Raw genomic sequence first — 11946 nt, 5'->3', positions numbered from 1 at the left:
GCATGCGCACACCACCGCGCGAAACCCGCTTCGCGTGGCGCGGCCGCCGCCGTGACGGCACGCCACGCGGCGGGACCGTCATCGCCTTCGACGCCGCGGCTGCGCGCGCCGCGCTCGCGCGCGACGGCATCGCGGTGCTGTCGCTCGACGTCCGCGGGCCGGCCCGGCCGCCGACGGCCGGCGCGCGCGACATCACGCGTTTCACGCGCCAGCTCGCGAGCCTGCTGCAGGCCGGGCTGCCGCTCGCGCCGTCGCTCGAGATGCTCGCGCGCACGCGCACGCGCGACGGCGTGCCGCGCATCGCCGCGGGTCTCGCCCGCGAGATCGTCGGCGGGCAGCGCTTCGCCGATGCGCTCGCCCGCTATCCCGCGCAGTTCGGCACGCTGTATCGCCAGCTGATCGAGGTCGGCGAAGCGTCCGGCTCGCTCGGCATCGTGCTGACACGGGTCGCGGAACACCGCGAGCGCGCCGACGCGCAGTGGCGCAAGCTGCGTGCCGCGCTCGCGTATCCGGCAGCCGTCATCCTGTTCGCGCTCGCGATCTCGGCTGCGTTGATGGTGTGGGTCGTGCCGACGTTCCGGCAGATCTTCGACGGATTCGGCACCGCACTGCCGGCGCCGACCCGCGCACTGCTTGCGCTGTCCTCCGCGCTGTCGGCGTGGGGCGGCGTGCTCGTGGCCGTTGCCGCGGCAACGGGGCTTGCCGCTCATCACGCGCTTCGGCGCTCGGCGCCGCTGCGCCATGCGCTCGCGCGACGCCTGCTGCACGCCCCGCTCGCAGGCAGCGCGCTCACGCGGTTCGCAGCCGCACGCTGGTGCCGCTCGCTTGCGACGCTGCTCGGCGCCGGCGTGCCGCTCGCCGATGCCTTCGCCACGCTCGAGCGCACGGCCGGCCATCCGGTGTTCGAGCGGGCCACCGCGCACATCGCGGCACGCGTGCTGCGCGGCGCGCGTCTCGCCGACGCGATGCAGTCGGCTGGCTGCTTTCCGGACGACGTCGTGCAGCCGATCGCCGTCGCCGAGGAGACCGGCACGCTCGACACGATGCTCACCGACCTCGCCGCGCTGTGCGAACGCCAGCTCGACGCGCGTCTCGATACGCTCGCGGCGCTCGGCGAACCGCTGATCGTCGTCGTACTGGGTGCACTCGTCGGCGGCCTCGTGATCGCGATGTACCTGCCCATCCTTCAGCTCGGCAACGTGGTGTAGCATCGCAACCGATTCTGTCGCCTTTTAGTCCGAACCTTGAGCCTCATGACGCCAGCCCCCCTGTCCGCCGTTCCCGATTCGCCCGAGAGCACGCTGCTCGCGCTGGCGATGCTGCCGCCCGCGTTGCAGTATGCGTTCGCGGTCGTCATCGGCCTTTGCGTCGGCAGCTTCCTGAACGTGGTCGTGCACCGGCTGCCCGTGATGATGCAGCGCGCATGGCAGGCCGAGATCGCCGAAGCAACCGGCAACGCCACCACCGCCCCCGACGACGGTTATCCGCCGCGCTACGATCTGTGGCACCCGCGCAGCGCATGTCCGCATTGCGGCCACGTGCTGCGCGCATGGGAAAACATCCCGCTCTTCAGCTACCTGATATTGCGCGGACGCTGCCGCCGCTGCGGCCACGCGATCGGCATCCGTTATCCGCTCGTCGAACTCGCGTGCGCGCTGCTCGCCGCCGGCTCGCTCGCCGCGTTCGGCCCGACCGTCGCGGCGCTTGCCGCCTTCGCGCTGTGCACCGCGCTGCTGGCGATGAGCGCGATCGATATCCGCACCGGCTACCTGCCCGATTCGATGACGCTGCCGCTCCTGTGGGCCGGGCTCGTGCTGAACCTCGGCGGCACGTTCACGTCGCTACGCTCCGCCGTGATCGGCGCAATGGCCGGCTACCTGTTCCTGTGGTCGATCTACTGGCTGTTCAAGTGGTTGCGCGGCATCGAGGGCATCGGCTTCGGCGACCTGAAGCTGCTCGCTGCGCTCGGCGCATGGATGGGGTGGGCCGCACTACCGCAGGTCGTGCTGTTCGCCGCGGTGACGGGCGCGATCGTCGGGCTCGTCGCGACCTGGCGCGGCCGCATGCGCTTCGAGGAGCCGATTCCGTTCGGCCCGTTCCTCGCGGCGGGCGGCGTCGCGACGCTGTTTTTCGGCACCCCTTTCTACGCGGCGCTCGGAGGCTGACATGTTCGCAGTAGGACTCACCGGCGGCATCGGCAGCGGCAAGACGACCGTCGCGGACCTGTTCGGCGCCCGCGGCGCATCGCTCGTCGATACCGATCTGATTGCCCACCGCATCACCGCGCCGGGCGGCCTCGCGATGCCAGCGATCGAACAGGCGTTCGGCCGCGGCTTCGTTGCCGCGGACGGTTCGCTCGATCGCGCGAAGATGCGCGCACTGATTTTCAGCGACGACGACGCGCGCCGGCGTCTCGAAGCGATCACGCATCCGCTGATCCGCGCGGAAACCGATCGCGACGCGCGCGAAGCGCAGGGCCCGTACGTGATGTTCGTCGTGCCGCTGCTCGTCGAGTCGGGCAACTGGAAGGCGCGCAGCGATCGCGTGCTCGTCGTCGACTGCCCGGTCGAGACGCAGATCGCGCGCGTGATGCAGCGCAACGGGTTCACGCGCGAGCAGGTCGAAGCGATCATCGCGAGACAGGCGACGCGCGAAGCCCGTCTCGCGGCGGCCGACGACGTGATCGTCAACGACGCGACGACGCCCGATGCGCTCGCCGCGCAGGTCGATGCACTGCACCAACGCTACCTCGGGTTCGCGGCCGCCGCGCACTGACCCTCGTGCGCGATCGTGATGGCGTACGAAATTGGTGCGTTGCTAGGGTAGAGAGTGAGCATTAGAATGTGCTGCATTGTTTCAATTCCTACCCTAGAGGCGAGCGCGCTTGATTCTTTACGAGTATCCGTTCAACGAGCGAATTCGCACGCTGCTGCGCCTCGAAGACCTGTTCGAGCGCTTCGCGTTCTTTTTGGCTCAGGAGGACCCGCGTGAACACCACGTCGCGCTGACGACGCTGTTCGAAATCGCCGAGGTAACGGGTCGCGCGGACCTGAAATCGGATCTGATGAAGGAGCTCGAACGTCAGCGCCAGACGCTCGCCCCCTTTCGCGGCAATCCGGGCATCGAGCAGAATGCGCTCGAAGCCGTGCTCGGCGAAATCGAGCAGACGCTCGCGAATCTTGCGCAGATGCAGGGCAAAACCGGGCAGCACCTCATCGACAACGAGTGGCTCGCCAGCATCCGCAGCCGCGCGGTGATTCCCGGCGGCACCTGCAAGTTCGACCTGCCGTCGTACTACGCGTGGCAGCAATGGCCCGCCGAGCAGCGGCGCCAGGACATCGCGAAGTGGATCATGCCGATGCTGCCGCTGCGCGACGCCGCGTCGATCGTGCTGCGCCTCGCGCGTGAATCGGGCCAGGCGTCGAAGGTCATGGCGATGCAGGGCAGCTACCAGCAGATGCTGTCCGGCCGCACGTACCAGTTGATGCAGGTACGCGTGCCGCCGGAGTTGCGCGTCATTCCCGAAGCGAGCGCGAACAAATACATGCTGTGGGTACGGTTCACCATGCAGGACGGCGATGTGCGGCCGCGCGCGGTGGACATCGACGTGCCGTTCCATCTGACACTGTGCAATCTGTAACGGCCGCGTGCCGGATCGACGCTTTCGTATGACTACCGTTGTGAAATGCCCGTCGTGCGGCGCCGAAGTGCGCTGGACACCTGAAAATCAGTTCCGCCCGTTCTGTTCGGCCCGCTGCAAGCAGCTCGACCTCGGCGCCTGGGCTGCGGAAAAGTACCGGATCGGCGGTACGTCCGACGAAGGCCCTTCGTCGGAAGAAGACGGCACGGACGACCGCCGCGACAGTTGAGCGGCGCGCGGCACCGCCCGCAGGCGATATGGCCCGCCTTTCAGGCAGGCCGCCGCGGCATCAGTGCGACGCCGCTTCCTTTTCGAGCAGTTCGAGCACCGGCAGCGCCGCCGGCAGCAGCGGCGCGACGTCGACCGGCAGTTGCTGCCATACGAACGCCTGCCCTTCCTTGCTGTGCGGCTCGCCGGTCCAGCCCGTCACCTTGCAGAAATAAAGCCGCACGTACGCATGCGGATAATCGTGTTCGAGCGTGTGCCAGCGGTGGCTGGCCGTGACAACGATGCCGAGCTCCTCGTGCAGTTCGCGCGCCAGCGCGTCCTCGACGCTCTCGCCGGCCTCCAGCTTGCCGCCCGGAAACTCCCAGTAGCCTTCATACGGCTTGCCCTGCAGCCGCTGCGCGAGCAGGTACCGGCCATCCGGCTGCACCATCACCCCGACCGCGACTTCCGTCACCTTGCGGCCATCCGGCGCGCGCACGGCGCCCTGTGCGAGATCCGTGCTCATGCCTGCTCCTTGCGACCCGACCAGTCACGCGCGAATTGCCACGCAACGCGTCCCGACCGCGAACCGCGCTCGAGCGCCCATACGAGCGCGTCGCCGCGCGCGGACTCGATCTCCGCATCCGCGCAGCCGAAATGACGCAGCCAGTGCGCGACGATACCGAGGTAGTCGTCCTGCTTGAACGGATAGAAGCTGACCCACAGGCCGAAGCGCTCCGACAGCGAGATCTTCTCCTCGACGACTTCGCCGGGATGAATCTCGCCATCCGGGAGATGCTTGTACGACTCGTTGTCGCTCATGTACTCGGGCAGCAAATGGCGGCGGTTCGACGTCGCGTAGATCAGCACGTTGTCCGACTGCGCGGCGATCGAGCCGTCGAGCGCGACCTTCAGCGCCTTGTAGCCCGATTCGCCTTCCTCGAACGACAGGTCGTCGCAAAACACGATGAACCGCTCGGGACGCTGCGAGATCAGCTCGACGATGTCGCCGAGATCGTGCAGGTCGTCCTTGTCGACTTCGATCAGGCGCAGCCCGTCCTTCGCGTACGCGTTCAGGCACGCCTTGATCAGCGACGACTTGCCGGTGCCCCGCGCGCCCGTCAGCAGCACGTTGTTGGCCGGCTTCTGCTGCACGAACTGCCGCGTATTCTGTTCGATCAGCCCTTTCTGGCGATCGATGTTGTGCAGGTCGCCGAGCGTGATCGACGATACGGCCGGCACCGGCTGCAGGTAGCCGCGCCCCTGGCGCTTGCGCCAGCGGAACGCGTGCGCGGCGTTCCAGTCGATGGCCGCGGGTGCAGGCGGCAGCATCCCCTCGAGGCGGCCGAGCAGCGCTTCCGCGCGCGCCAGAAACTGTTCAAGCTTGTCCATGTCGTTCGAGCGCTCCCGATCAGGAGCGGTAATCCGCGTTGATGCTCACGTAATCGTGCGACAAGTCGCACGTCCACACGGTGGCCTGCGCGTCGCCGCGGCCGAGCAGCACGCGGATCGTGATTTCGCTCTGCTTCATCACGCGCTGGCCGTCCTCTTCCTGGTAGGCCGGATTGCGGCCGCCCGCCTTCGCGACAAGCACGTCGTCGAGATAGAGGTCGATCTTGCCGACATCGAGATCCGCGACGCCCGCATAGCCGATCGCCGCGAGAATCCGGCCGAGGTTGGGGTCGGATGCGTAGAAGGCCGTCTTCACGAGCGGCGAATGGCCGATCGCGTACGCGATCTGGCGGCATTCGGCGACGCTCTTGCCGCCCTCGACCTGCACCGTCATGAATTTCGTCGCGCCTTCGCCGTCGCGCACGATCAGTTGCGACAGCACCTGCGCGACTTCCGTCACCGCATCGCGCAGCGCCGCATAGGCCGGCGAATCGGTCGACGTGATGGCAGGCAGCGTGCTCTTGCCCGACGCGATCAGGATGAACGAGTCGTTCGTCGACGTGTCGCCGTCGATCGTGATGCAATTGAACGAGCGGTCGGCAACTTCCTTCACGAGCGTGTCGAGCACCGGCTGCGCGACGTTCGCGTCGAACGCGAGGAAGCCGAGCATCGTCGCCATGTTCGGCTTGATCATTCCCGCGCCCTTGCTGATGCCCGTCAGCGTGACCGTGTGGCCGTCGATCGCGACCTGGCGCGACGCAGCCTTCGGCAGCGTGTCGGTCGTCATGATCGCCTGCGCGGCGTCAAACCAGTTCGCGGCCTTGCGGTTCGCGAGCGCGGCCGGCAGGCCGGCCTTCAGGCGGTCGATCGGCAGCGGCTCGAGGATCACGCCGGTCGAGAACGGCAGCACCTGCGCCGGCTCGATGCCCGCGAGACGCGCGAGTTCCGTGCAGGTCTCGCGTGCGTTCACGAGGCCCGGCTCGCCGGTGCCGGCGTTCGCATTGCCCGTATTCACGACGAGCGCGCGAATGCTCGCGCCGCCCGCGCGCACCTTCGCCAGATGCTCGCGGCAGACGGTGACCGGCGCGGCGCAGAAACGGTTTTCGGTGAACACGCCCGCGACCGTCGCCCCTTCGTCGACGGAGATGACCAGCACGTCCTTGCGATTCGGCTTGCGGATGTTCGCTTCCGCCCAGCCAAGCGTGACGCCGGCGACGGGATGCAGTTGGGCGGGATCGATCGACGGAAAATTGACAGCCATGGGGCACACCTGCCGGATGGAAAATGCCGGCACATGCCGGCATCGATTGGAAGAACCAGCGGCCGCACGCGCGGGCCGCCGCAACTCACATCAGCACTCGAAGCTGCGAACGAAGCGGCACGCGTGACGCGCGCCGCCGTCGATCATGACAGCTTCCCGTGACAGTGCTTGTACTTCTTGCCGCTGCCGCACGGGCACGGATCGTTGCGGCCGACCTTCGGCAGCTCGCCGCCGGGGCCGCTGTGGGCCATTGCGCTGCCGACCATGTCGGCCGTCGCAGCAGCAGCCGCAACGGCCGCCCCGCCGGCCACCGGCGCGGCGGCTTCGGCAAACTCGGCGTGCTGGTACTCGACGTTCTCGAGATGGCCGCTGCGCTCCTCGATCTGCTCGGCCGCTTCCTCGAGCTGCTCCGGCGACTGGATCTGCACGTTCATCACGATCCGCGTGACTTCCTGCTTGATCGCGTCAAGCATCGCGGCGAACAGCTCGAACGCTTCGCGCTTGTATTCCTGCTTCGGGTTCTTCTGCGCATAGCCGCGCAGGTGGATGCCCTGGCGCAGGTGATCGAGCGCCGCGAGGTGTTCGCGCCACAGGCGGTCGACCGTCTGCAGCATCACCGAACGCTCGAACGCGCTGAACGATTCGCGGCCGACCATCGCGACCTTTGCGTCGTACTGCTCGTCTGCGGCCGTCATCACGGCATCGAGAATCTCCTCGGCCGTGATCGACGTCGACTCGTTCACCATTTCCTGGATCGCGAGATCGAGCTGCCAGTCGTTGCGCAGCGCTTCCTCGAGCTCGGGCACGTCCCACTGCTCCTCGATGCTGCCTTCCGGCACGAACTGGCGGACGACTTCGGCGATCACGCCGTGGCGCATCGCGGTGATCGTCTCGGTGATGTCGTGTGCTTCGAGCAGTTCGTTGCGCTGCTGGTAGATGACCTTGCGCTGGTCGTTCGACACGTCGTCGTATTCGAGCAGCTGCTTGCGGATGTCGAAGTTGCGCGCTTCGACCTTGCGCTGTGCGGATTCGATCGAACGCGTGACGATGCCGGCCTCGATCGCCTCGCCTTCCGGCATCTTCAGGCGATCCATGATCGAGCGCACGCGATCGCCCGCGAAGATGCGCAGCAGCGGATCGTCGAGCGACAGGTAGAAGCGCGACGAGCCCGGATCGCCCTGGCGGCCCGCACGGCCGCGCAGCTGGTTGTCGATCCGGCGCGATTCGTGGCGCTCGGTGCCGATGATGTGCAGGCCGCCCGCGGCCTTCACCTGCTCGTGCAGCGTCTCCCACTCGTCGTGCAGCTGCTGGATGCGGCGCGCCTTTTCGTCGGCCGGGATCGCTTCGTCGGCCTCGATGAACGCGGCCTGCTTCTCGGCGTTGCCGCCGAGCACGATGTCGGTGCCGCGGCCGGCCATGTTGGTCGCGATGGTGACGCGGTTCGGACGCCCGGCTTCCGCGACGATCGCGGCTTCACGCTCGTGCTGCTTCGCGTTCAGCACTTCGTGCGGCAGCCCGGCCTGCTTCAGCAGGTGCGACAGCAGCTCGGAGTTCTCGATCGACGTCGTGCCGACCAGCACCGGCTGGCCGCGCTCGTAGCAGTCGCGGATGTCGCGGATCACCGCGTCGTAGCGCTCCTTGGCCGTCTTGTAGATCTGGTCCTGCTTGTCGATCCGCTTCGGCGGACGGTTGGTCGGGATCACGACCGTCTCGAGACCGTAGATCTCGTTGAATTCGTACGCTTCGGTGTCCGCGGTACCCGTCATGCCCGCGAGCTTCGCGTACATCCGGAAGTAGTTCTGGAACGTGATCGATGCGAGCGTCTGGTTCTCGCTCTGGATCTTCACGTGTTCCTTCGCCTCGACGGCCTGGTGCAGGCCGTCGGACCAGCGGCGGCCGGCCATCAGGCGGCCCGTGAATTCGTCGACGATGACCACTTCGCCGTTCTGCACGACGTAGTGCTGGTCCTTGTGGAACAGCGTGTGGGCGCGCAGCGCCGCGTACACGTGGTGCATCAGCGTGATGTTCTGCGGCGCGTACAGGCTCTCGCCATCGCCGATCAGGCCCCATTCGGCGAGCAGCCGCTCGGCCTTCTCGTGGCCCGATTCCGTCAGGAACACCTGGCGTGACTTCTCGTCGAGCGTGTAGTCGCCCGGCTTCTCGACGCCCGTGCCATCGGCCTTCTCCTCGCCGATCTGGCGCTCGAGCAGCGGCGGCAGCGCGTTCATCCGCACGTACAGTTCGGTGTGATCCTCGGCCTGGCCCGAGATGATCAGCGGCGTGCGCGCCTCGTCGATCAGGATCGAGTCCACTTCGTCGACGACCGCGAAATTCAGTGCCCGCTGCACGCGCGCGTCGGTCTCGTAGACCATGTTGTCGCGCAGGTAGTCGAAGCCGAACTCGTTGTTCGTGCCGTACGTGATGTCCGCCGCGTACGCCTGCTGCTTCTGGTCGTGCTCCATGCCGGACAGGTTGATGCCGACCGACAGACCGAGGAAGTTGTAGAGGCGCGCCATCCATTCGGCGTCGCGCTGCGCGAGGTAGTCGTTGACGGTCACGACGTGCACGCCGCGGCCGGCCAGCGCATTCAGATACACGGGCAGCGTCGCGACGAGCGTCTTGCCTTCGCCGGTGCGCATTTCCGCGATCTTGCCGTAGTGGAGCACCATGCCGCCGATCAACTGCACGTCGAAGTGCCGCATCTTCAGCACGCGGCGGCTTGCCTCGCGGCAGACCGCGAACGCTTCGGGCAGCAGCTTGTCGAGCGACTCGCCGGCCGCGACCCGCTGGCGGAATTCGTCCGTCTTGCCGCGCAACTGGTCGTCCGTCAGCTTCTCGATCTGCGTTTCGAGCGCATTGATCGTCGTGACGGTCTTTTGGTATTGCTTGACGAGCCGCTGGTTGCGGCTGCCAAAAATTTTCTGGAGAAAACCGGTTGTCATCGGATCGGATCCTGCGTCGCAGCACCGGCGCCCGGCGCGTGTTGCGCGCCCCGGCGCCCGAGCCTCGGCGGCTTAGCGAATTAGTGGACTCAAACGGTGAATTTTAGCACGCGGGGACGCGTGCGCCCGCGTCTCGGCCGGACGGGCATTGCACGCCGAGGCCGCGCGGACGGGGCGAAAGCCGCCCGTGCACGAGCCGGCGCGGGTACAATCGGCGTCAACGTCCGCGCGCGTGCGCGCCCGAAGAATGCCTCGATGAACCGATTTTCCAAGCGTTTCGGCCCGCTCGCCGCGCATCGCCCGCAACCCGTGTCCGAAGTGCTCGGCCGCACCGACGCGTTCACGGCGCTGCGCGCCGGCGTCGAGCAGATCGCGTCGCTACAGCGCGATCTGTCCGCGCTCCTGCCCGATTATCTTGCGAATCATGTCGATCCGGGCTTCATCAAGGACGGCACCCTGACCCTCTTTGCCGCGCACAATGCGCTGGCCGCGCGGCTGCGGCAGGTCGAGCCGCGGCTGCTCGGCGATCTCCAGAAGCGCGGCTGGCCCGTCGCGACGCTGCGCGTGCGCGTGCGTCCGAAGGACGCGCCGGAGCCGCCGCACGTGAAGCAGGCGCGGATGACTTCGGTCGGCGCCGCCGCATTGCGCGACCTCGCCGACCACCTCGAACCGTCGCCGCTGCAGGCCGCGCTCGCTCGGATGGCGGCCCGGCACGGCGCGAAATCGCCGCGCTGAGCGCGCCGTCGGCGGCGGCCCGCCAATAAAAAAACGGCCCGCGGGCCGTTTTTTTATCGCTGATGCCGAACGCCGGTCAGGCGAACGCAGTCTGCGCGTCGAACGCGAAGCCGCTCGGCGCGGCCTGCGGATCGTCGAACGTGACGATCTCGTATGCGTCTTCGTGCGCGAGCAGCTCGCGCAGCAGCGCGTTGTTCAGCCCGTGCCCCGACTTGTACGCGGTGTACGACGCCAGCAGCGGATGGCCGACCACGTACAGGTCGCCGATCGCGTCGAGCATCTTGTGCTTCACGAACTCGTCGTCGTAGCGCAGCCCGTCGTTGTTCAGGATCCGGTACTCGTCGAGCACGATCGCGTTGTCCATGCTGCCGCCGCGCGCCAGGCCCAGCTCGCGCAGCATCTCGGCTTCGTGCGCGAAGCCGAACGTGCGCGCGCGTGCGATCTCGCGCACGTACGACGTATTCGCGAAGTCGACCTCGAGCTCCTGGCCCGTCTTGTCGACGGCCGGGTGGCGGAAGTCGATCGAGAACTTCAGCTTGAAACCGAAATACGGATCGAGACGCGCGAACTTGTCGCCATCGCGGATTTCAACCGGCTTCGTCACCTTGATGAAGCGCTTCGGCGCGTTCTGCTCCTCGATGCCGGCGGACTGGATCAGGAACACGAAGGTCGCCGCGCTGCCGTCCATGATCGGGATTTCCTCGGCCGTCACATCGACATAGAGGTTGTCGATGCCGAGGCCGGCGCATGCCGACATCAGGTGCTCGACGGTCGACACGCGCGCACCATCCTTCTGCAGCACCGACGCGAGCCGCGTGTCGCCGATCGACATCGCCGATGCGGGAATGTCGACGGGCGTAGGCAGGTCGATGCGCGAGAAGACGATGCCCGTGCCCGGCGCGGCGGGACGGAGCGTCAGTTCAATCTTGCGGCCCGAGTGGAGACCGATACCCACGGTCTTCACGATCGATTTGATGGTGCGCTGCTTCAGCATGGTGTTCTTCGTCTTGATTGAAGATATCAATCAGGAGTTATATTCGATAGATGAGATTATAGCGTAATTCCCTATTCAACGCTGTTTGAAACTGCGTATCAATCTGTTTCGGCAGTTTACCCGCGCCGATACGGGACGGGCCGATGCCCGGAACGGAGGCGTTTCCGGTCATCAGCCCGTGTTACAACTGTCCTGAGGCCGGTGAGCAGCGTTGCCGGCAGGCAACGGCGCACCGCACGATCAGGACGTCAACGTCGCGAGAACACTCGCCGCATCGCTCACTTCGAATTTGCCCGGCGCCTCGACGGCCAGCGTCTTGACCACACCGCCGTCAATCACCATCGCGTAGCGCAGGGAACGAATTCCCATGCCACGCGCGGACAAATCCTGCGTCAGCCCCAGCGCATGAGTGAAAGCAGCGCTGCCGTCCGCCATCATGCGCACCTTGCCCGCGGTGTGCAGATCACGTCCCCATGCGCCCATCACGAATGCGTCGTTGACGGACACGCACCAGATCTCGTCGATACCCGCCGAGCGCAGTTGCCCGGCGTGTTCGACGTAGCCCGGTACATGCTGCGCCGAGCAGGTCGGCGTGAAAGCGCCCGGCAATCCGAAGATCACCACCCGCTTTCCCGCAACCTGGTCGCGCACGCTGAAGGCATTCGGCCCCAGCGTGCACCCTTCGCGCGCGTCGTCGATGAACTCGAACAACTGCGCGTCGGGCAGCGCGTCGCCCACTTGAATCATGGCTGGTCCCTCATAGCGATACGGTTTT

General features: G+C 66.9%; 12 protein-coding genes. 6 read left to right on the top strand and 6 right to left on the bottom strand.

What is annotated here, in order from left to right; genetic code table 11:
• Window positions 1-2 precede the first annotated feature (2 nt).
• From AC3WLY_RS24565 to AC3WLY_RS24545, 5 genes are all read left to right on the top strand, one after another.
• Complete coding sequence (locus tag AC3WLY_RS24565; protein WP_310138447.1) at window positions 3-1208, top strand: type II secretion system F family protein; 1206 nt, start codon at window positions 3-5, stop codon at window positions 1206-1208.
• A 45-nt stretch (window positions 1209-1253) separates the two neighbouring features.
• On the top strand, window positions 1254-2165 hold the full coding sequence (locus AC3WLY_RS24560; protein WP_175963128.1) for a prepilin peptidase: 912 nt from the start codon (window positions 1254-1256) through the stop codon (window positions 2163-2165).
• A 1-nt stretch (window position 2166) separates the two neighbouring features.
• The gene (gene coaE, locus AC3WLY_RS24555) at window positions 2167-2775 is read left to right on the top strand and encodes a dephospho-CoA kinase (RefSeq protein WP_175963129.1); all 609 of its coding nucleotides are present in this window, start codon (window positions 2167-2169) and stop codon (window positions 2773-2775) included.
• A gap of 109 nt (window positions 2776-2884) precedes the next feature.
• Complete coding sequence (gene zapD, locus AC3WLY_RS24550) at window positions 2885-3640, top strand: cell division protein ZapD (RefSeq protein WP_034182650.1); 756 nt, start codon at window positions 2885-2887, stop codon at window positions 3638-3640.
• Between the two features lie 28 nt (window positions 3641-3668).
• Entirely contained in the window at window positions 3669-3869 is a 201-nt protein-coding gene (locus AC3WLY_RS24545) for a DNA gyrase inhibitor YacG (protein ID WP_175750257.1), read from the top strand.
• A 60-nt stretch (window positions 3870-3929) separates the two neighbouring features.
• Here AC3WLY_RS24545 and AC3WLY_RS24540 read toward each other — a convergent pair whose 3' ends face one another.
• The 4 genes from AC3WLY_RS24540 to secA all read right to left on the bottom strand — a co-directional run bounded on the left by AC3WLY_RS24540 (window position 3930) and on the right by secA (window position 9442).
• Window positions 3930-4373, bottom strand: coding sequence for an NUDIX domain-containing protein (locus AC3WLY_RS24540; RefSeq protein WP_072436384.1), 444 nt, complete (start codon window positions 4371-4373; stop codon window positions 3930-3932).
• Window positions 4370-5239, bottom strand: a complete 870-nt coding sequence (locus AC3WLY_RS24535; protein WP_175963131.1) for an ATP-binding protein — start codon at window positions 5237-5239, stop codon at window positions 4370-4372. The genes AC3WLY_RS24540 and AC3WLY_RS24535 overlap by 4 nt, the downstream gene beginning before the upstream one ends.
• A 19-nt stretch (window positions 5240-5258) precedes the next feature.
• Window positions 5259-6500 carry a bifunctional glutamate N-acetyltransferase/amino-acid acetyltransferase ArgJ gene (gene argJ, locus AC3WLY_RS24530; protein WP_492309256.1) on the bottom strand — a complete coding sequence of 414 codons (1242 nt, stop codon included), beginning with the start codon at window positions 6498-6500 and terminating at the stop codon, window positions 5259-5261.
• A 143-nt stretch (window positions 6501-6643) separates the two neighbouring features.
• Window positions 6644-9442, bottom strand: a complete 2799-nt coding sequence (gene secA, locus AC3WLY_RS24525) for a preprotein translocase subunit SecA (RefSeq protein ID WP_175963132.1) — start codon at window positions 9440-9442, stop codon at window positions 6644-6646.
• Between the two features lie 255 nt (window positions 9443-9697).
• On the opposite strand from secA, the gene AC3WLY_RS24520 reads away from it, so the two are divergent.
• Window positions 9698-10177, top strand: coding sequence for a DciA family protein (locus tag AC3WLY_RS24520; protein WP_047899724.1), 480 nt, complete (start codon window positions 9698-9700; stop codon window positions 10175-10177).
• Between the two features lie 76 nt (window positions 10178-10253).
• On the opposite strand, the gene lpxC is transcribed toward AC3WLY_RS24520, so the two are convergent.
• Complete coding sequence (gene lpxC, locus AC3WLY_RS24515; protein WP_047899723.1) at window positions 10254-11171, bottom strand: UDP-3-O-acyl-N-acetylglucosamine deacetylase; 918 nt, start codon at window positions 11169-11171, stop codon at window positions 10254-10256.
• A 240-nt stretch (window positions 11172-11411) separates the two neighbouring features.
• Complete coding sequence (locus tag AC3WLY_RS24510; protein ID WP_072436389.1) at window positions 11412-11918, bottom strand: peroxiredoxin; 507 nt, start codon at window positions 11916-11918, stop codon at window positions 11412-11414.
• Window positions 11919-11946 lie beyond the last annotated feature (28 nt).

The organism is Burkholderia sp. FW306-1C-G01B (genome assembly GCF_058781685.1).
The sequence above is the reverse complement of the archived record's forward strand: the minus strand, read 5'-3'. Positions and strand labels throughout refer to the sequence as shown.